The following is a 19473-nucleotide window of genomic DNA, read 5'->3' as shown; positions in this document are numbered from 1 at the left end:
ATTCAACCGCTTTTCCCTTGCAGCTTGTAGCTAGAAGCTTGCAGCTGCTTCACTGCGATTTCCGGACCCGTAGGTACCATTCAGAAAGAAGCCTTACCTGTTTGTCGGTGTAGCCCCGCTCGACCATCCGTGTGACGAAGTCGTTGTGCTTCTGCTGATCCTCTTTGCTGGCCTTGGCGTTGAAGCTGATGACCGGCAGGAGGTCCTCGGTGTTGGAGAACATTTTCTTCTCGATGACCACCCGCAGTTTTTCGTAGCTGAGCCAGGTCGGGTTCTTGCCATTGTTGTTGGCCCGGGCGCGCAGGACGAAATTGACGATTTCGTTGCGGAAATCCTTCGGATTGCTGATGCCGGCCGGTTTTTCGATTTTCTCAAGCTCTTCGTTCAGCGCAACGCGGTTGAGGATCTCGCCGGTTTCCGGGTCGCGGTATTCCTGGTCCTGGATCCAGAAGTCGGCGTACAGCACGTAGCGATCGAAGATGTTCTGGCCGTACTCGCTGTAAGACTCGAGGTAGGCAGTCTGGATCTCCTTGCCGATGAATTCGATATAACGCGGTGCCAGGTATTCCTTGAGGAAGCGCAGATACCGTTCGCGGGTCTCGGCCTGGAATTGTTCCTGTTCGATCTGTTGTTCCAGCACGTAGAGCAAGTGCACCGGGTTGGCGGCGATCTCGTGCGGATCAAAGTTGAAGACCTTGGACAGGATCTTGAACGCAAACCGGGTCGAAAGGCCGTTCATGCCTTCGTCCACACCGGCGTTGTCGCGGTACTCCTGGATCGACTTGGCTTTCGGGTCGGTGTCCTTGAGATTCTCGCCGTCATACACACGCATCTTGGAGTAGATGTTGGAGTTTTCCGGCTCCTTGAGACGTGAGAGCACGGTGAACTGGGCAAGCATTTTCAGGGTGTCGGGTGCGCAATGGGCCTTGGCCAGGGAGCTGTTGAACAGAAGCTTGTCGTAGATCTTCACTTCGTCGCTGACCCGCAGGCAGTACGGTACTTTGACGATGTAGATCCGGTCGATGAAGGCTTCGTTGTTCTTGTTGTTACGGAAGGTGTGCCATTCCGATTCGTTGGAGTGAGCCAGCAGGATCCCGGTAAACGGAATCGCCCCGAGGCCTTCGGTACTGTTGTAGTTGCCTTCCTGGGTAGCGGTCAGCAATGGGTGCAGCACCTTGATCGGCGCCTTGAACATTTCGACGAATTCCATCAGGCCCTGGTTGGCCCGGCACAGCGCGCCCGAATAGCTGTAGGCGTCGGCGTCGTTCTGTGGGTATTCCTCCAGTTTGCGGATATCGACCTTGCCCACCAGCGCCGAGATGTCCTGGTTGTTCTCATCGCCCGGTTCGGTCTTGGCCACCGCGATCTGATTGAGGATCGACGGGTAGAGTTTCACCACGCGAAACTGGCTGATGTCGCCGCCGAATTCGGCCAGGCGCTTGGTGGCCCATGGCGACATGATGGTATTGAGGTAGCGCCGCGGAATGCCGAAGTCTTCTTCGAGGATCGCGCCATCTTCCGTGGCGTTGAACAGACCCAGCGGCGACTCGAATACCGGCGAGCCCTTGATGGCGTAGAAGGGCACTTTCTCGATCAGCTGTTTCAGCTTCTCGGCCAGGGACGATTTACCGCCACCGACGGGGCCGAGCAGATAGAGGATTTGTTTCTTCTCTTCCAGGCCCTGAGCGGCATGGCGGAAATACGACACGATCTGGTCAATGCATTCTTCCATCCCGTGGAAGTCTTCAAAGGCCGGATAGCGGCGGATCACCTTGTTGGAGAAGATTCGCGACAGTCTCGAATTGGTCGAGGTGTCGAGCAGCTCCGGTTCTCCGATGGCCAGCAATAGACGCTCGGCGGCGGAGGCGTAGGCGCTGCGGTCACTTTTGCACAGCTCAAGATACTCTTGCAGCGAGAGTTCTTCCTGGCGTGTGGACTCGAAGCGTTGTTGGAAGTGGCTAAAGATACTCATGACGTCACCTCGCTCGATACGTGGAGCCGACGCCGGATCATTCAGTCGATGCTGGCAGCAACCGGATATGCAGTTGCTGTTTACCCCCCAGAACTCTTTCGGAGCTGACTCCCCCGAAAGCTACTCCCGATGACCCGCGCGCCGGTGTACCGGCTCTCCCCTGTTTTGGATGGCCTGCGCTTAAGGATAGTTGGGAATTCGGGAGGTAAAGGCGAGATACGTAATTAGTTGTGGCAGACCGTTCGTCTGCCACCGCGCGAGCCCGCGGGGGCCGGGGCTTGCACGTTACAAAAAAATTATTCGGACGTGCCTTGCGCCGTTTCCGCAGGATAAGTCGTACGCCACAGCTCAAAACCGCCATCCATGCTGTACACGTCGGAGAAGCCCTGGCTTATCAGGTAAGCGGCGGCGCCCTGGCTGGAATTGCCGTGATAGCAGACCACCACGGTGGGTGCATCCAGATCGGCCGCCTGAATGAAAGTATGAAGAGAGTGATTGTCCAGGTGCTTCGAGCCGCTGATGTGCAGCGCGGCATAGGTAGCAGGGTCACGGACATCGACCACCACCGCGCCTTGTTCGCGCAGGGCTTGTGCCTGTTCCGGGGGGATGCGTTTGAATTCGCTCATGGCGGGCTCCTGTGGCTCGGCTGAAAGCGCAGTCTAGCGCTGGGCGCTGGCTGACGTTTGTTCGGGGATGGAGGGGGCGACTGGCGGTAAGGTGTGGCCATGTTCGTCACATTTGCACAGCAGGCGTTCACCGGTGTCGACATTCATCAGGGTCATGGAGCCGCCCCAGACACACCCGGTGTCGAGTGCGAAGACGTCTGGCTCGTCACACTGGCCTTCGAGCGCCGCCCAGTGGCCGAAGATGATCTTCAGGCCCTTGGTCTTGCGATCCTTGTGCTTGAACCACGGCGCATAACCCGGCGGGGCGGTGTCGATACCTTCTTTGCCCTTGAGGTCGAGTTTGCCCTCGCTGGTACAGAAGCGCATACGGGTGAAATAGTTGGTGATCACGCGCAGGCGGGTCACGCCTTTGAGGTCGTTGTCCCATTTCACCGGTTCGTTGCCGTACATGCCGTCAAGGTAGGCCGGGAAACGGTTGTCGTCGCGCAGGGCTTCTTCGACTTCAGCGGCGCATTTCATGGCTTTGCGCAGCGACCACTGTGGCGGGATACCGGCATGGACCAAGGCAATATTGCGCTGTTCGTCGTAGTGCATGAGCTTTTGCTGACGCATCCACTCCAGCAGTTCAGGGTGATCGGGTGCGTCGAGAATCTCGCGCAGGGTGTCGGCTTTCTTCAGGCGTTCAATGTTCTGCCCGGCCGCCAGCAAGTGCAGGTCATGGTTGCCGAGCACGCACACCAGCGATTCGCGAATGCTATAGAGAAAACGCAACGTCGCCAGCGACTGCGGGCCACGGTTGACCAGATCGCCCACCAGCCACAGACGATCCTTTGCAGGGTCGAACGCGACTTGTTTGAGCAGGCATTGCAGCGGCTCAAGGCAGCCTTGAAGGTCGCCGACGGCGTACGTCGCCATTAGTGCAGGGCTCCGGGCACCGCCAGGCGGAAGGGAGCGATGATGGCGTCGAAATGTTTGCCGTCGTCGGCGACCATCTCATAAGTGCCTTGCATCGTGCCGACCTTGGTGGTCATGACCGTGCCGCTGCTGTAAGTATGACTTTCACCGTTCTCAATCAACGGTTGCTGGCCCACCACACCTGCGCCACGAACCTCCTCGACATGCCCGTCGCCATCGGTAATCACCCAGTGCCGCGACAGCAGTTTGGCTGGTAGCTCGCCATTGTTGTGCACGGTAATGGTGTAGGCGAAGGCAAAGCGGTTGTGCTCGGGTTGCGATTGTTCTGCCAGATAGCGGGTGACGACGCTGACGTCGACCTGATAACGAGGATCGGACATGCAAGAGGCCTTAAAAACGAAGCGGGACGCGGGGCGTAGCTGATTGAATCAGTCTAGGCCAAGTATCGGGTAGTAAACCAGACATGAGGGCTGGTGTCCTACCCGATCACGCTCGCCAACTGTCAGTCAGCGGCAGGGTATTGCAGGACTTGTTCGCTGAGCTTGTCGGCCAGGCGCACGAAGGCGGCGAGGTCGAGCTGCTCTGGACGAAGGCTGCCGTCGACACCGGCGGCGGTGATTTCGTCGTTGCTCAGCAGCAATTTGAGGGTGTTGCGCAGGGTCTTGCGGCGCTGGTTGAAGGCTTCGCGCACGACACGTTCCAGCAGCTTGTGATCCTTGGCCGGGTGCGGCAGCACAGCGTGTGGCACCAGGCGAACGATGGCTGAATCGACTTTCGGTGGCGGGTTGAACGCGCCCGGGCCAACGTTGAACAGATGCTCAACCCGGCAGTGATATTGAACCATGATCGACAGACGACCCCAATCACCACCACCAGGGCCTGCCGCCATGCGCTCGACCACTTCCTTTTGCAGCATGAAGTGCATGTCGCGAATCAGGCTGGCGTTATGCAGCAAGTGAAAAATCAGCGGCGTAGAGATGTTGTACGGCAGGTTGCCGACGACCCGAAGGCTGCCCGGTGCTGCATTCAGGCTGTTGAAGTCGAACTTCAGCGCGTCGCCCTGATGCAGGTTGAAGTTGCTCTTGCCGGCGAACTGCTGATTGAGGATCGGGATCAGGTCTTTGTCCAGCTCCACCACGTCCAGTTGCGCGCCGCTGCCCAGCAGGCCTTGGGTCAACGCACCCTGGCCCGGGCCGATTTCCAGCAGGCGGTCTTCGGGCTTGGCGTGGATGGAGCGCAGGATGCGGTCAATAACGCCAGCATCGTGCAGAAAGTTCTGGCCGAAACGCTTGCGCGCCCGGTGTTGGTAATGCTCGGTCATAAACGGGTCTCGGCCATCTGGTAGGCGGTTTCCAGGGCGACTTGCAGGCTGCCGGTGTCGATGTTGCCGCTGCCGGCCAGATCCAGGGCAGTGCCGTGGTCGACCGACGTGCGGATGATCGGCAAGCCCAGGGTCACGTTGACTGCCGCGCCGAAGCCTTTGTATTTCAGCACCGGCAGGCCCTGGTCGTGGTACATCGCCAGCACCGCGTCGCAGTGCTCCAGATATTTGGGGGTAAACAGAGTGTCGGCGGGCAGGGGGCCACGAAGGTCCATACCCTCACCGCGCAGGCGCTCTAATGTAGGTTCGATGATGTCGATTTCTTCATGGCCCAGGTGTCCGCCTTCACCGGCGTGCGGGTTTAGCCCGCAAACCAGGATGCGTGGCTGGGCGATGCCGAACTTTTGTTGCAGGTCTGCGTGCAGAATGCGCGTGACCCGTTCCAGACGCTCCGGCGTGATCGCGTCGGCAATCTCCCGAAGGGGCAGGTGAGTGGTGACCAGCGCCACGCGCAAGCCGCGGGTGGCAAGCATCATCACCACTTGCGCGGTATGGGTCAGGTCAGCGAGAAATTCGGTGTGCCCGGAGAAGGCAATTCCGGATTCATTGATCACACCCTTGTGTACAGGGGCGGTGATCATGCCGGCGAAATGCCCGTCGAGGCAGCCTTGGCCCGCACGGGTCAGGGTTTCCAGAACGAAAGCTGCATTGGCCTTGTCCAGTTGCCCGGCGATGACCGGTGCATTAAGCGGGGTATCCCAGACATACAGGCTGTTGGCGGGTGCCGGAGCATCCGGCCAGCTGTCCGGCGCAACCGGGAGCAAGTCGACGACCACGCCCAGCTGCGCGGCCCGCTCGAGGAGCAGGTCGCGGCTGGTAATGGCAATCAGGGGGTGTGGCTGGGCTTGCGAGGCGAGCAGCAGGCACAGGTCAGGACCTATGCCAGCCGGTTCGCCGGGTGTCAGCGCAAAACGCTTGGGTTTCACTGCGCTGCCTGGTCTGCACCAGGGAGTTTGATCTCTACGTACGCTTCGTCACGGATCTGACGCAGCCAGGTTTGCAGCTCTTCGTCGTATTTGCGGTTACGCAGTACGGTCATTGCTTGCTGCTCACGGGCCTGGGTGGTGCTGTCGGTGGCGCGGCGGCCAAGGACTTCCAGTACGTGCCAGCCGTATTGGGTCTGGAACGGCTTGGACAGCTGACCTTGCGGGGTCTTGGCCATCACTTCGCGGAACTCAGGCACCAATGCGTTCGGGTCGATCCAGTTCAGGTCGCCACCGTTGAGGGCGGAACCCGGATCTTCCGAGAAGCTTTTCGCCAGTTCGCTGAAATCTTCGCCCGCTTCGATTCGGGTGTAGAGCGATTCAGCCAGGGCTTTGGTTTTTGCTTCGTCACGGATCGGGCTAGGTTTGACCAGGATATGACGCACGTGCACTTCGTCACGCGTCTGGGTTTCACCGCCACGCTTGTCGAGGATCTTCAGGATGATGAAGCCGCCCGGCGTACGCATTGGCTGGGTAATGTCGCCAACCGTCATGGTGCTCAGCATGCGATCGAACGGAGGTGGCAATTGAGCAGCTTTACGCCAGCCCATGTCGCCGCCTTCCAGTGCGGTTTCGCTGGCGGATTTAGCGATTGCCAACTGACCGAAGTCAGCGCCTTGCTTGAGTTGCTGGTAGACCGCATCAGCCTGTTTGGCCGCACTCTGAATTGCGTCGGAGTTGGCGCTTTCCGGTGTAGGAATCAGGATGTTGGCTAGGCGGAATTCTTCGGACAGCTGCATTTTGCCAAGGTCGGAAGCCAGGAAGTTCTTCACTTCCTGTTCAGACACCTGGATGCGCTCTGCCACGCGACGCTGGCGCACACGGCTGATGATCATTTCGCGACGGATCTGTTCGCGGGCGTCGTCGTAAGACAGACCGTCGCGAGTCAGGGCGGCGCGGAATTGATCAATCGACATGTTATTGCGCTGGGCAATGGTGCCGACGGCCTGGTTCAGTTCTTCATCGGTGATGCGGATGCCGGAACGCTCGCCGATCTGCAGTTGCAGGTTTTCGACGATCAAGCGCTCAAGCACCTGCTGATCCAGCACGCCGGCCGGCGGCACGGCAGAGCCGCGTTTGGCGATGGTTTGCTGAACTTCATGAACACGCTGGTCCAGTTGGCTCTGCATGACCACGTCGTTGTCGACAATGGCCACCACTTTATCGATGGACTGTACCGCGGCGTTCGCCGCAGTACCCAGGAACAGCGCGCCCAACACTAGCGGGCGCAGACAATCAGAAAGCTTGGTCTTCACGTTCACGATAACCTTGGATGCCTTTGTCGAGGAAGCTCTCTACTTTGGCGCCGGTGAGGCCGCCGAGACCTTTCAGAACGATTTGTAGGAAAATGCCGTGGTCGCCTTTTTCGTTTTCCGGGGCGTTCTGACTGAATTCGTCATACGAAACCCAGTAACGGTTGATCAGGCGCAGTTTCCAGCAGCAGTTGTCGTACTCGAAACCACCGAAGGCTTCCAGGGTACGGTTGCGGTTGTAGTCATACTGCCAGCGGCTGATAGCGTTCCATTGCGGCACGATCGGCCAGATCACCGAGAAATCGTGCTGTTGGATTTTGTAGTAGTCCTTCACATAGCCAGGTTGGCCAGGGGTGCCATAGTCACCACCGCCCACCGACCATTTACCGGTGTTCTGATCGTAACGGACCTGGTCGTTGCGATAGCGATAACCGGCGTTGATGACCTTGTTCGGGTTGTCTTCAGGCTGGTAGTGGAACATCGCGCTGCCTGAGCGAGGGCTGCGGCTGTCCGGGTCCCAGTTGTAGTCGGCTGTGGTGCGCCAATCGCGGTTCCAGCGATACTCGTATTCCAGCGCATACGGTGAAACGTTGGACTGCGCATCGTCGCGGGTTTTTGCATCGATACCCGGCAACTGGACTTCGCGGTCCTTGAAGTACAACGCCTGGCCTACACTGATCCGTTGACGTTCGAAACCGTCCTCTTCGATCCAGCGGTTGGTAACGCCCAGGGACAGCTTGTTCTCGTCGCCGACACGGTCGGAGCCCGAGAACCGGTTGTCACGGAACAGCGACGCATAGTTGAAGGTGTATTCACCGGTGTCGAAAACTGGAATGTCTTCCTGATCTTCTTCTGGAACGTAGAGGTAGTACAGACGTGGTTCCAGGGTCTGGCGATAGTTCTTGCCGAACCATTGGGTGTTGCGATCGAAATACAGGCCGCTGTCGATACTCGCGATTGGCACGCCACGGTTCTGGTTGCTCCCGAAGGTGCCGTTGAGTTTGTCTTGCTCAGCGTTCTGTGCGGCAATCTGGGATTTACCGGTCCCGTCCAGGTCCAGCTGATACTGAGTGTATTGGTACTTGAGCGATGGCTTCAGGAAACCATATGTCCAGTTCAGCGGCAGGCTGACGGCCGGAGCAAGGTTGAGGCGGTCGCCAGTGGCGCGCGCAAGACCTGCAACGTTAGTGTCGAGACGCGGGGACACATTACCGTCTTCATCGGTGAAGGTGCCGTTTTCCAGATCCCGGTCAAATCGCACAAGTTCAGTGTTGTACGAGAAATCCAGCCCGCCCGGGTGATACGGCAGAGCGCCATCGAAGGTGATCTGTGGCAAACGGTTGTAAGGCGTGATGTTCGACACGGTCGCCAGCTGATAGGCCTGGGCATTGAGTCGAGCTGTGTAGCTATCTCCACGGTACGTAACGGAACCCTGCTGGTTGACGTAATCTGCACTTTTGACACCAATCTGATCAGTCTGCAGATCCTGGAAGTAATACGGATCGCTGATCTTGGTGTAATCGACCTGCGTGAGAACACGCGAATCCAGACCACCCTTGTGCTGCCAGTTATACATGTAGCGGTTTTTCTGGTAGTCGGTCTGCTTGCTGCGATCGGTGTCTTCGTCGTTGAGGTACGCGGCGCCGAACTGACCTTCGCTGGACGGGGTCAGGTAGCGGAACTCGCCTTCCATCAACAAGCCGTGCTTGCTCATGTAACGCGGGTACAACGTGGCATCGTAGTTCGGTGCCAGGTTGAAGTAGTACGGTGTCACCAGCATGAAGCCGGTATCGCTGCCGGTGCCGATAGTCGGCGGCAGGAAGCCGGACTGGCGACGGTCATCGATCGGGAAGTAGATGTATGGCGTGTACAGGACTGGAATGTCCTTGACCCGCAGTGTCACGTTGGTCGCGGTACCGAAGCCGGTCGCCGGGTTCAAGGTGATGTTGTTGCCCTTGAGCTGCCAGGCGTTGCTGTTCGGTTCGCACGTGGTGTACGTACCATCCTTGAGGCGGATGATCGCGTTTTCGGCACGTTTGGCGTACAGCGCGTTACCGCGGATACGGGATTTGTGCATCACGTATTCGGCGTTATCAACCTTGGCTTCACCGGTATCGAGCTGCACGTCGGCGTGGTCGCCCACGATCAGCGCGCCGTTGTCGCGAATGCGCACGTTGCCGCTCAGTTCGCCACGGCTTTCAGCCTGGTAAAGGTTCGCTTCGTCGGCTTCGACCTGCATGCTGCCCTGACGCATGACGACGTCACCGGCCAGGGTCGCAATTTGCTCATCCTGCTTGTAGCGAGAGGCCTTGGCGCCGATAAAGGTCGGGGCGTCACTTTTATTCGTCTTGTCATTCATGCCAGGACGAATCGGTTCGATATAGGAACCAGAGCAGTAAGGACCGGTCTCGGCCAGTTGCGCTGCCGTGAGGTTCTCGCGCGGAACCCAGTCGAGGTGACTGTAGTCTGCACTACGCGACTTCAGGCCGCGGCCTTTGGACTCGGTAACCAGAACAGGCTTGGCGCCGGTGTCTTCACTGGTGCCATTCTCGGTCGCAGGTTCGCCTGTGGCGGAAACTGCGCTGCCGTCATGGACGGGACGCGGTGGCAATGCCGCCGCTGGCGCTTTTGGCGCACAGTCCCAGGCACCCGAAGCAGAGACTGAGCAGTCATACTGTTCCGCGGCGACCACGAATGAAGTGGCTAGAGGTTGCAGGGCCAGCAGACTGCCGGTAACCAACAACGGAAATTTTTTACGAAACGCGGGGGATTTCAATGCCATCTTATTAGTCCGGGCTTCCTGCGTGCCATCTGCCCGCGGTGTGGGCCGCACGCCTCTCGATGGTCTGAAAAAGATGCTGGATAATAAAGCATGACCCGCTTGACGGCTAGCGCCGTCGGAGACCCTTGCAATGCCTGACCAAGATGTACGTTTGCAACACCTGAAAGTTTGGCTCGATGAGCAGTTGGCAACCCTCTTTGCAGAACAGGGCTGGGGCGCCGTACCCCCGGCCACATTGACCGCGGCCAGTAGCGACGCAAGTTTTCGGCGCTATTTCCGATGGGAAGGCGAGGGCCGAAGTTTCGTCGTGATGGATGCTCCACCGCCCCAGGAAAACTGCAAACCCTTCGTGGATATCGCTTTTTTGCTGGCGAAATCCGGAATAAATGTTCCGAAAATTTATGCCGAAGACCTCGAGCGCGGTTTTCTTTTGCTCAATGACCTGGGCAACAAGACTTATCTGGACGTAATCGACAGCGAAAATGCCGACGATTTGTTCAAGGATGCCCTGCAAGCATTGCTGGCTTTTCAACAGTTGCCGATGGTTGCGCCGCTGCCAAGTTATGACGTGGCATTGCTGCGTCGCGAGCTGGAACTGTTCCCCGAGTGGTACGTGAAACGCGAGCTGGGCATCGAGTTCGATTCGGCGCAGCAGATGCTCTGGCAGAACGTGACTGAGCTGCTGATCGACAGCGCACTGGCTCAGCCGAAAGTGCTGGTGCATCGCGACTACATGCCACGCAACCTGATGCTCAGCGAGCCGAACCCTGGCGTGCTGGATTTCCAGGACGCGGTCTATGGTCCGGTGACCTACGACGTGACCTGTCTGTTCAAGGACGCCTTCCTCAGTTGGCCCGAGGAACGTGTGCGTGCCTGGCTGGAAGATTACTGGCAGCAAGCAGGCGCTCTGGGCATTCCCGTACAGCCTGATTTCGAAGACTTCCGGCGCGCCAGCGACCTGATGGGCGTGCAGCGTCACCTGAAAGTGATCGGCATCTTCGCTCGCATCTGCCATCGCGACGGCAAGCCGCGCTACCTGGCCGATGTACCGCGCTTCTTTGCTTATGTAGAAGCGGTGATCGCCCGCCGTCCAGAACTGGCTGAGCTGGATGTGTTGCTGCTAAGCCTGCGTGCTGGAGCCCCTGCATGAAGGCGATGATTCTGGCAGCCGGTAAAGGCGAGCGCATGCGCCCGCTGACCCTGACCACTCCAAAGCCGCTGGTTCGTGCCGGCGGCGTGCCTCTGATCGAGTACCACTTGAAAGCCCTGGCGATCGCCGGGTTTACCGAGATCGTGATCAATCACGCCTGGCTCGGTCAGCAGATCGAAAGTTACCTGGGTGACGGTTCGCAATACGGCGTGCGTATTCAGTACTCGCCAGAAGGTGAGCCACTGGAAACCGGCGGCGGGATCTTCCGTGCGTTGCCGTTGCTGGGCGATGAGGCTTTCCTGTTGGTCAATGGTGACATCTGGACTGACTACGACTTCAGCGTGCTGCATCAACCCATCGCCGGGTTGGCGCATCTGGTGCTGGCGGCCAACCCGGCCCATCACCCCACCGGCGATTTCACGCTGGTCGACGGGCAAGTGCGCGATGGTCAGCCGGACACCGACACCCTGACCTACAGCGGCATTGCCGTGCTGCATCCGCAATTGTTCGACGGTTGCTCGGCCGGTGCCTTCAAACTGGCACCCTTGCTGCGCAAAGCCATGGACGATGGACAAGTAACCGGTGAACGCCTGAAGGGGCACTGGGTGGATGTCGGCACGCACGAACGCCTGGCTGAAGTTGAAACTCTGATAGAAGCGAGACGCTGACATGCTGTGGCCAGGGACTCTGATTGGAGCCGGAGCGGGCTTTGCCATAGCCAGCATTCCGGGGGCCATGCTCGGCGCTTTGTTGGGACAGGCGCTGGATCGGCGCTTGCACCTGCAAAGCTGGGGGCATTTGCGTGAAAGGCTCGGCGGTCGTCCGATGCTGCGCAACGATGAGCTTTTGTTTGTGTTGCTGGGACGGCTGGCCAAGAGCGATGGGCGAGTGGGGGAAGGACATATCCTGCAGGCACGTCAGGAAATGCATTCGCTGGAAATGACCGAGCCTGCAAAGCGGCGGGCAATTGCTGCATTCAATCGCGGCAAGTCAGGCAACGACCGGTTGCGCGGCTATCTGCGGCGCTTGAGCGCTCAGCCACATGCAGCGGAAGGTGTGCTGCGCGCCTGTTGGCGGATGGTCTGGGCCGATGGGCGCGCGGGCAATGCCGAGCGTGAACTGATTGCGCAATGGGGCAAGTGGTTGGGCTGGACGCGCCATCAGGTGCAGGCGCTGGCGGCGGACTATGAGCCGCACCTGCGGCCACAAGTCAGCAGTGCTCTGACGTATCAGGATGCCTTGCGGCTTTTGGGGGTGTCGGCGACCAGCGAGCCGGCGCAGATCAAGCGTGCCTATCGACGCCTGCTGAGTCGTCATCATCCGGACAAGATTGCCGGCAGCGGGGCGACGGCGTTGCAGGTGCGTGAGGCGACTGACAAGACTCGCGAACTGCATACGGCCTACACGTTGATTCGTGAGCGGCGGGATTTTCGGTAGCAGGAAAGATTCGTGTCGCCGGGATACCGTCTTCGCGGGCAAGCCTCGCTCCTACAGGTTTCGCGTCATACGACACAGAAACCGTAGGAGCGAGGCTTGCCCGCGAATGGCGCGACGCGGTCTATCAGTCCGCCTCATTCTGCGGATTCAACCACCCACGCACCCGGCGCACCAGTTGCTCTTGCTCAGCCTTGGCATTACCGGGCAACGCTTTGAGCGATACCTGGCTGAACGCCGAAGTCTTCAACCGCTTGCTGGCCTGCATCCGTTCCAGCGCTGCGTTGCGATCCAGCGGCTTATCCATGTAGAAAATATCGACGGTCGGCAGCTTCAACGTTGGCGTCAATTGCGCCAGCTCGGGTTTCGCCGCAGCGGGTGTCTGCACCGCCACCATCACAAACTTCTCCACTTGCGACGGCTGCTTTTCGCTCAGATAACGCGCTGCCCAATAAGCGCCGGTGCCATGTCCCAGCACGACGATGCTGCGAGCGCTTTGCTGTTCGGCATAGGCAATGGCGGCATCAATTCGAGCAAAGATGCGTTCAGCGTCGGCCTTGGACTGCTCCTCGGTGGTTTCGGCGATGGCCTTGTCGGCAACTTCCGCTTCGCCACCGGCCGCTTGCTCGATGGGGGCCGCCGTGGTCGAGTCCTTGCTGCCGGTTTCCGGCGCCTTGAGCGTTGGCGGCATTTCCACGACGCGGGGCGCAATGGCATCGCTTTGCAGGTCGGGCAAGGTGATACTCAGGCTGCTCCACTTCGCGTCGGGCAATTTATTACGTAACGGGCCGATAGCTTGCGGCCAGTCAACGGTTTCACCGGCGCCCGGGATGATAATCACCGCACCTTTGGGCTCGGCGGTATTGGCCGGTTTCCACAACGCAAGAAAGGTGTCGGCACCGGCTTGCAGTTGTTGCTGCTCCTGCGCCGGGATTTTTCGCTCAAGTGCTGTCGCTTCTTCCTGACTACGCTCAAGCAGTGGCTGGCGTTCGACCGGTTTTTCTTCTGCAGGTTTTTCTGCAGTGGCAGGCGCCGGGTCGGCCGCCTCGACGGAAAAGGCGCAAGGCAGGATCAGCGACAGGCACAATGCTGGCAGTGCCAGGCGGTAGACAGGGGGCATCGGATATTCCAGGCCAGAAGTTATTCCGGCAGCCTAATGGGTTGGTCAGTATTTGTCAGTGTGTGAGACTTCGATGATGCGTTTTCGCTGCCTGTGGGTTATCGGCTGTTTGTGGTTTCCCTTGATGAGTTGGGCGGCTTCCGCGCCACCGACGCACGTCGCGCCCTTGTCGCCCAAGCAACAACTGTGGCTGGCAACGCACGGCGAATTGCGCGTGGGGCTGGTGTTGCAGGCGCCGTACGCGCAATACGATCGCCGCTTGCAGCGCTTGTCCGGGGTCAACGTCGAGTTGATGAAATGGCTGGCCAAGGCCCTCAAGGTCGAGCTGAGCTGGCGTAACTTTCCTGACCTTGAGCAACTGGAAGCCGCCGCACGCGAGGGTGAAATCGACATCGCCCCCGGGCTGACCCAAACCCCCGCCGGCCTGCGGCTCTGGCAATTTTCCGACCCCTACATGCGGGTGCCGCAACTGGTGGTCAGCGACCAGAAAAGCACCGGTGCCGTGGAGTTGGAAAAACTCGACAGCCAAACCCGCGTCGCTGTGCGCATGCCCAGTGCGACGGCCGATTATCTGCGCGGCAACTATCCCCATCTGAATCTGCAAGGCGTGCCGATCGAGCGTCAGGCCTTGCAGCTGTTGCTGAGTCAGCAGGCTGGTTACGCCGTGGTCGATGAGGCGCAATTGGGGCGCTTGTCCGTCGAGCCAGAGTTCGCCGGGTTGGTCGTGGTGGGTGACATCGGCCTGCCGCAATTGCTGCGTGTGGCCACGCGCCGGGACCAGCCAGAGTTGGCCGGTATCGTCGAAAGCGCCCTGCGGGCGATCCCGGCCAAGGACCTGGAACACCTGCACAACCAATGGCTGCAACCCAAATACCCGCGCCTGACTGAGTCCCCGGGCTTCTGGCAAAACCTCTGCCTGCTGATGGCGGTGTTGACGCTGAGCAGCATGGCCATCGTGTTCTGGCAACGCCGCCAGCAGCACAGTCTGGAGCAGCGTCTATTGGCGGCGCGCGAGGACATCGCCCTGCGCGAGGCCAGTGAAGAGGCGTTGCGTCTGACGCAGTTTTCCATCGATCAGAGCACCGTCGGCATCCTCTGGGTCAACTGGGACAGCCACGTGCGCTACGCCAACCGCGCGGCTGAAACCATGCTCGGTTATCCGGCCGGAGGAATCATCGATCGGCCGTTGATCGACTTCGAGCCGGGCCTGCACATGGACCGCTGGCTGAACCTGTGGAAGCGCGCCCGGACCAGCGAAGAGGGACCGCAAAGTTTCGAAACCAATTGCGTGCGAGCGGATGGCAGCATCCTGCCGACTGATGTTTCGTTGAGCTTTATGCGTTTTCGCGGTGGCGAATACCTGGTGGTCTACCTCAACGACGTCACTGAGCGTCGTCGCGCCCTGGCGGCGTTGCAGGAAAGCGAAGCCCGGTTGCAGGGGATTGCCGCCAACGTCCCGGGATTGGTCTTTCGCCTGGAGCGGGCGCCGGTGACAGGGCAGATCGACTTTGCCTACATCAGTGAAGGCAGCGAGAGTCTGGTGGGCTACTCGCCGGCGACCCTGGCCCATCGTGACAAAGGCCTGCGCAGTCTGGTGCATCCGGACGACAAGGCCAGCTATCACCAGACTCAGGACCATGCACTGGATACGGACAGTGACTGGTCGTGGCAGGGGCGGATTCTCACGCGTTCGGGCGAGCAACGCTGGGCCGAGATCAAGGCCATCACCCGCCGGCTCGAAGACGGCGCCTATGTCTGGGACGGGATTGTCTGGGACATCAGCGAGAGCAAGCGCATCGAACTTGAACTGGCCAGTTCCCGTGAGCAACTGCGTGAGCTGTCCGCTCACCTGGAGAGTGTGCGGGAAGAGGAAAAAGCGCGCATCGCCCGGGAAGTTCACGACGAGTTGGGTCAGATGTTGACCGTGCTCAAACTGGAAACCTCGATGTGCGAATTGGCCTACGCCCAGCTTGACCCTGGTCTGAATGAGCGCTTGAACAGCATGAAACGCCTGATTGCGCAGCTGTTCCAGCTGGTGCGCGATGTGGCGACCGCGTTGCGACCGCCGATTCTCGATGCCGGGATCTCCTCGGCCATCGAGTGGCAGGCCCGGCGCTTCGAGGCGCGCACGCAGATTCCGTGTCTGGTACAGGTACCGGAGAATCTGCCGGTGCTCAGTGATGCCAAGGCGATTGGACTATTCCGAATCCTCCAGGAAGCCCTGACCAATGTCATGCGGCATGCCCAGGCGCATACTGTCGAACTGACATTGACGCTGGAAGGCGACGAGTTGTGTCTGACGGTCAGCGATGATGGCGTAGGATTTGTCCCCGCCACCGGCAGGCCGACGTCGTTTGGCGTGGTGGGCATGCGTGAGCGGGTGTTGATCATGGGGGGGCAGTTGTCGCTTGAAAGTGAGCCGGGGGAAGGCACGACGTTGAGTGTGCGAGTGCCGGTGGATGAGGCCTGAAGAATTTTTGTTGTCTGTACTGACGCCATCGCGAGCAGGCTCACTCCCACAAGGGATTTGTGAGCGCCGCAGATCCACTGTAGGAGCGAGCCTGCTCGCGATAGATTTTGGCTCTGATATAAAAAGAATGGAGAAGACTGTGATCCGTGTACTGGTAGCCGAAGACCACACCATCGTCCGTGAAGGCATCAAGCAGTTGATTGGCCTGGCCAAGGACTTGCTGGTGGTGGGGGAGGCGAGCAATGGCGAGCAGTTGCTCGAAACCCTGCGGCATGTGCCCTGCGAGGTGGTGTTGCTGGACATCTCCATGCCGGGCGTGAATGGCCTGGAAGCGATCCCGCGGATTCGCGCGCTGAACAACCCGCCGGCCATCCTGGTGCTGTCGATGCATGACGAAGCGCAAATGGCCGCCCGGGCGCTGAAGGTCGGCGCGGCGGGTTACGCGACCAAGGACAGCGATCCGGCGCTGCTGCTGACGGCGATCCGCAAAGTCGCGGCGGGCGGGCGTTACATCGACCCGGACCTGGCCGACCGCATGGTCTTCGAAGTTGGCCTGACCGATTCGCGACCGTTGCACTCATTGCTCTCGGAGCGCGAATTTTCGGTGTTCGAACGTCTGGCCCAGGGCGCCAACGTCAACGACATCGCCCAGCAACTGGCCCTGAGCAGCAAGACTATCAGCACCCACAAGGCGCGGCTGATGCAGAAACTCAACATCACCTCCCTGGCTGAACTGGTGAAGTACGCCATGGAACACAAACTCCTCTAAACAACACCGCGGTCCCTGTAGGAGCGAGGCTTGCCCGCGAAGCTTTTGGCGTCGGTGCGGACGCCTTCGCGGGCAAGCCTCGCTCCTACAGGAATCCCGTCGTCATATCCATTTGCGACATCTCTCCAAACCGCTTTTGCCCGTTCTTGTGGCTTGCAGCTTGAAGCTCACCGCTTCCCCTATCCATCCCCGCCATCCTTGTAGGGCAATCCCTACCCCCAACCTTCCATCCGGCTGAGGCGATTCTCTCCTGCGCCCCGATTTGCGTGGTCGGCAGTGTCCACTAGGCTTAGTCCACAGCAGTCATCAACAAAAAAGGTGTGGGTATGAGCCAGGTCGATTCAAACGCAGGGGCCAGCGATATTCTGGTCAGCTTTCGTGGAGTGCAAAAAAGCTACGACGGCGAGAACCTGATCGTCAAAGACCTCAACCTGGAGATTCGCAAAGGCGAGTTCCTCACCTTGCTGGGGCCATCGGGCTCCGGCAAGACCACCAGTTTGATGATGCTCGCCGGTTTCGAAACGCCGACCGCTGGCGAAATCCAGCTGGCCGGACGCTCCATCAACAACGTGCCGCCGCACAAGCGCGACATCGGCATGGTGTTCCAGAACTACGCGTTGTTCCCGCACATGACCGTGGCCGAGAACCTGGCGTTCCCACTGACCGTGCGCGGTTTGAACAAGAGCGATGTCAGCGACAAGGTCAAGAAAGTTCTGAGCATGGTTCAGCTCGACGCCTTCGCCCAACGCTATCCTGCGCAACTGTCTGGCGGTCAGCAACAGCGTGTGGCACTGGCCCGCGCGTTGGTGTTCGAACCGCAGCTGGTGCTGATGGACGAACCGCTTGGCGCACTCGACAAACAACTGCGCGAACACATGCAGATGGAGATCAAACACCTGCACCAGCGCCTCGGCGTGACCGTGGTCTACGTGACCCACGACCAGGGTGAAGCCCTGACCATGTCTGACCGTGTTGCCGTGTTTCACCAGGGCGAGATCCAGCAGATCGCTGCGCCGCGCACTCTCTATGAAGAGCCGAAAAACACCTTCGTCGCCAATTTTATCGGCGAGAACAACCGCCTCAACGGCCGCTTGCACAGTCAGACCGGCGACCGTTGCATCGTCGAACTTGGTCGCGGTGAGAAGGTTGAAGCCCTGGCGGTCAACGTCGGCAAGACCGGCGAACCCGTCACGCTATCGATTCGCCCGGAACGCGTGAGCCTCAACGGCTCCAGCGAGTCCTGCGTCAACCGCTTCTCAGGGAGGGTGGCGGAATTCATCTATCTGGGCGACCACGTCCGGGTTCGCCTGGAAGTCTGCGGCAAGACCGACTTCTTCGTGAAACAACCGATTGCCGAGCTCGATCCCGAGTTGGCGGTTGGCGACGTGGTACCGCTTGGCTGGCAGGTCGAACACGTTCGTGCGCTCGACCCACTTCTAGAGGCGAACTGATCGCCCCGGCTTCAACAACACCAACCCTGCACGTGGAGAGAACAATAAATGTTGAGATCCCTGAAATTCACCGCTTTGGTCATGGGCATGATCGGTGCGGCACACGCGATGGCGGCGGGCCCGGATTTGACCGTGGTGTCCTTTGGCGGGGCGAACAAGGCGGCGCAGGTCAAAGCCTTCTACGCACCGTGGGAAGCGGCAGGCAACGGCAAGATCGTGGCGGGCGAATACAACGGTGAGATGGCCAAGGTCAAAGCCATGGTCGACACCAAAAGCGTTTCCTGGGACCTGGTGGAAGTTGAATCCCCGGAACTGTCTCGCGGTTGCGACGAAGACATGTTCGAGCAACTCGATCCTGCGCTGTTCGGCAAATCCGAAGATTACGTCAAAGGTGCGATCCAGCCCTGCGGCGTAGGTTTCTTCGTGTGGTCGACCGTATTGGCCTACAACGCCGACAAGCTGGCCTCCGCACCGACCAGCTGGGTGGATTTCTGGGACACCAAGAAATTCCCGGGCAAGCGCGGCCTGCGCAAAGGCGCCAAGTACACCCTGGAATTCGCACTGATGGCCGACGGCGTTGCGCCGAAAGACGTCTACAAAGTGCTGGCCGGCAAGGACGGTCAGGACCGTGCGTTCAAGAAGCTTGATGAACTCAAGCCAAGCATTCAGTGGTGGGAAGCCGGCGCGCAACCGCCGCAATACCTCGCTTCCGGTGACGTGGTCATGAGCTCGGCCTACAACGGCCGGATCGCCGCCGTGCAGAAAGAAAGCAACCTGAAAGTCGTGTGGAATGGCGGTATCTACGACTTCGACGCATGGGCCATTCCGAAAGGTCTGGACGCCAAGCGCGCCGAAGCGGCGAAGAAATTCATCGCGTTCTCGGTGGCTCCGCAGCAGCAGAAGACCTACTCGGAAAACATCGCTTACGGCCCGGCCAACGTTCAGGCCGTACCGTTGCTGTCCAAGGATGTCCTGAAAGACATGCCGACTACCCCGGAAAACATCGCCAACCAGGTGCAGATCGACGTCAGTTTCTGGGCTGACAACGGCGAGCAACTGGAGCAGCGCTTCAATTCCTGGGCTGCCAAATAAGACCACCCCGTGGGCTTATCCACTCCTGTAGGAGCGAGGCTTGCCCGCGAAGACGTCAGCACTTTCAACATCAAT

Annotated in this window: 16 protein-coding genes; 7 read left to right on the top strand and 9 right to left on the bottom strand. The window is 59.5% G+C overall.

Going from position 1 to position 19473, the window contains the following annotated elements:
- Positions 1-49: 49 nt before the first annotated feature.
- The 8 genes from ACYZTY_RS25800 to ACYZTY_RS25765 all read right to left on the bottom strand — a co-directional run bounded on the left by ACYZTY_RS25800 (position 50) and on the right by ACYZTY_RS25765 (position 9912).
- The gene (locus ACYZTY_RS25800; protein ID WP_461955985.1) at positions 50-1972 is read right to left on the bottom strand and encodes a PrkA family serine protein kinase; all 1923 of its coding nucleotides are present in this window, start codon (positions 1970-1972) and stop codon (positions 50-52) included.
- Between the two features lie 296 nt (positions 1973-2268).
- Positions 2269-2598, bottom strand: a complete 330-nt coding sequence (glpE, locus tag ACYZTY_RS25795) for a thiosulfate sulfurtransferase GlpE (protein ID WP_461955984.1) — start codon at positions 2596-2598, stop codon at positions 2269-2271.
- A gap of 33 nt (positions 2599-2631) precedes the next feature.
- The gene (locus ACYZTY_RS25790) at positions 2632-3513 is read right to left on the bottom strand and encodes a symmetrical bis(5'-nucleosyl)-tetraphosphatase (protein ID WP_461955983.1); all 882 of its coding nucleotides are present in this window, start codon (positions 3511-3513) and stop codon (positions 2632-2634) included.
- Entirely contained in the window at positions 3513-3893 is a 381-nt protein-coding gene (apaG, locus tag ACYZTY_RS25785) for a Co2+/Mg2+ efflux protein ApaG (protein ID WP_461955982.1), read from the bottom strand. The genes ACYZTY_RS25790 and apaG overlap by 1 nt, the downstream gene beginning before the upstream one ends.
- 122 nt (positions 3894-4015) lie before the next feature.
- On the bottom strand, positions 4016-4834 hold the full coding sequence (gene rsmA / locus ACYZTY_RS25780) for a 16S rRNA (adenine(1518)-N(6)/adenine(1519)-N(6))-dimethyltransferase RsmA (RefSeq protein WP_461955981.1): 819 nt from the start codon (positions 4832-4834) through the stop codon (positions 4016-4018).
- A complete protein-coding gene (gene pdxA, locus ACYZTY_RS25775) occupies positions 4831-5820 on the bottom strand; it encodes a 4-hydroxythreonine-4-phosphate dehydrogenase PdxA (RefSeq protein WP_461955980.1) in 990 nt (329 codons plus the stop codon). The genes rsmA and pdxA overlap by 4 nt, the downstream gene beginning before the upstream one ends.
- A complete protein-coding gene (surA, locus tag ACYZTY_RS25770; RefSeq protein WP_461955979.1) occupies positions 5817-7133 on the bottom strand; it encodes a peptidylprolyl isomerase SurA in 1317 nt (438 codons plus the stop codon). Before surA ends, pdxA begins: the two co-directional genes overlap by 4 nt.
- Positions 7114-9912 (bottom strand): LPS-assembly protein LptD, encoded by a 2799-nt coding sequence (locus ACYZTY_RS25765; protein ID WP_461955978.1) that lies wholly within the window; start codon positions 9910-9912, stop codon positions 7114-7116. The genes surA and ACYZTY_RS25765 overlap by 20 nt, the downstream gene beginning before the upstream one ends.
- A gap of 130 nt (positions 9913-10042) precedes the next feature.
- Between ACYZTY_RS25765 and ACYZTY_RS25760 the strand changes: the two genes are divergently transcribed.
- The 3 genes from ACYZTY_RS25760 to ACYZTY_RS25750 are packed head-to-tail and all read left to right on the top strand — an operon-like array spanning position 10043 to position 12499.
- A complete protein-coding gene (locus ACYZTY_RS25760) occupies positions 10043-11062 on the top strand; it encodes an aminoglycoside phosphotransferase family protein (RefSeq protein ID WP_461955977.1) in 1020 nt (339 codons plus the stop codon).
- Positions 11059-11730: an N-acetylmuramate alpha-1-phosphate uridylyltransferase MurU gene (murU, locus tag ACYZTY_RS25755; protein WP_461955976.1), complete on the top strand. Its 672-nt coding sequence runs from the start codon at positions 11059-11061 to the stop codon at positions 11728-11730. Before ACYZTY_RS25760 ends, murU begins: the two co-directional genes overlap by 4 nt.
- A gap of 1 nt (position 11731) precedes the next feature.
- Entirely contained in the window at positions 11732-12499 is a 768-nt protein-coding gene (locus tag ACYZTY_RS25750) for a TerB family tellurite resistance protein (protein WP_461955975.1), read from the top strand.
- Positions 12500-12623: 124 nt separating this feature from the next.
- Here ACYZTY_RS25750 and ACYZTY_RS25745 read toward each other — a convergent pair whose 3' ends face one another.
- A complete protein-coding gene (locus ACYZTY_RS25745; RefSeq protein ID WP_461955974.1) occupies positions 12624-13616 on the bottom strand; it encodes an alpha/beta hydrolase family protein in 993 nt (330 codons plus the stop codon).
- A 73-nt stretch (positions 13617-13689) separates the two neighbouring features.
- Between ACYZTY_RS25745 and ACYZTY_RS25740 the strand changes: the two genes are divergently transcribed.
- From ACYZTY_RS25740 to ACYZTY_RS25725, 4 genes are all read left to right on the top strand, one after another.
- Complete coding sequence (locus ACYZTY_RS25740) at positions 13690-16086, top strand: PAS domain-containing sensor histidine kinase (RefSeq protein WP_461955973.1); 2397 nt, start codon at positions 13690-13692, stop codon at positions 16084-16086.
- 139 nt (positions 16087-16225) lie between these two features.
- Complete coding sequence (locus ACYZTY_RS25735) at positions 16226-16855, top strand: response regulator (protein ID WP_003210977.1); 630 nt, start codon at positions 16226-16228, stop codon at positions 16853-16855.
- A gap of 326 nt (positions 16856-17181) precedes the next feature.
- On the top strand, positions 17182-18306 hold the full coding sequence (locus ACYZTY_RS25730) for an ABC transporter ATP-binding protein (RefSeq protein WP_461955972.1): 1125 nt from the start codon (positions 17182-17184) through the stop codon (positions 18304-18306).
- 48 nt (positions 18307-18354) lie between these two features.
- The gene (locus ACYZTY_RS25725; RefSeq protein ID WP_461955971.1) at positions 18355-19398 is read left to right on the top strand and encodes an ABC transporter substrate-binding protein; all 1044 of its coding nucleotides are present in this window, start codon (positions 18355-18357) and stop codon (positions 19396-19398) included.
- The last annotated feature ends 75 nt before the right edge of the window (positions 19399-19473 follow it).

It is taken from the genome of Pseudomonas sp. LB1P83 (assembly GCF_054897885.1).
This window is presented reverse-complemented; position numbering and strand designations above follow the sequence as displayed.

Excerpts from the sequence above, each read along its gene's own strand:
- ACYZTY_RS25800 (WP_461955985.1), bottom strand. The coding sequence starts at position 1,972 with ATGAGTATCTTTAGCCACTTCCAACAACGCTTCGAGTCCACACGCCAG.
- glpE (WP_461955984.1), bottom strand. The coding sequence starts at position 2,598 with ATGAGCGAATTCAAACGCATCCCCCCGGAACAGGCACAAGCCCTGCGC.
- ACYZTY_RS25790 (WP_461955983.1), bottom strand. The coding sequence starts at position 3,513 with ATGGCGACGTACGCCGTCGGCGACCTTCAAGGCTGCCTTGAGCCGCTG.
- apaG (WP_461955982.1), bottom strand. The coding sequence starts at position 3,893 with ATGTCCGATCCTCGTTATCAGGTCGACGTCAGCGTCGTCACCCGCTAT.
- rsmA (WP_461955981.1), bottom strand. The coding sequence starts at position 4,834 with ATGACCGAGCATTACCAACACCGGGCGCGCAAGCGTTTCGGCCAGAAC.
- ACYZTY_RS25765 (WP_461955978.1), bottom strand. The coding sequence starts at position 9,912 with ATGGCATTGAAATCCCCCGCGTTTCGTAAAAAATTTCCGTTGTTGGTT.
- ACYZTY_RS25760 (WP_461955977.1), top strand. The coding sequence starts at position 10,043 with ATGCCTGACCAAGATGTACGTTTGCAACACCTGAAAGTTTGGCTCGAT.
- murU (WP_461955976.1), top strand. The coding sequence starts at position 11,059 with ATGAAGGCGATGATTCTGGCAGCCGGTAAAGGCGAGCGCATGCGCCCG.
- ACYZTY_RS25750 (WP_461955975.1), top strand. The coding sequence starts at position 11,732 with ATGCTGTGGCCAGGGACTCTGATTGGAGCCGGAGCGGGCTTTGCCATA.
- ACYZTY_RS25745 (WP_461955974.1), bottom strand. The coding sequence starts at position 13,616 with ATGCCCCCTGTCTACCGCCTGGCACTGCCAGCATTGTGCCTGTCGCTG.
- ACYZTY_RS25740 (WP_461955973.1), top strand. The coding sequence starts at position 13,690 with ATGATGCGTTTTCGCTGCCTGTGGGTTATCGGCTGTTTGTGGTTTCCC.
- ACYZTY_RS25730 (WP_461955972.1), top strand. The coding sequence starts at position 17,182 with ATGAGCCAGGTCGATTCAAACGCAGGGGCCAGCGATATTCTGGTCAGC.
- ACYZTY_RS25725 (WP_461955971.1), top strand. The coding sequence starts at position 18,355 with ATGTTGAGATCCCTGAAATTCACCGCTTTGGTCATGGGCATGATCGGT.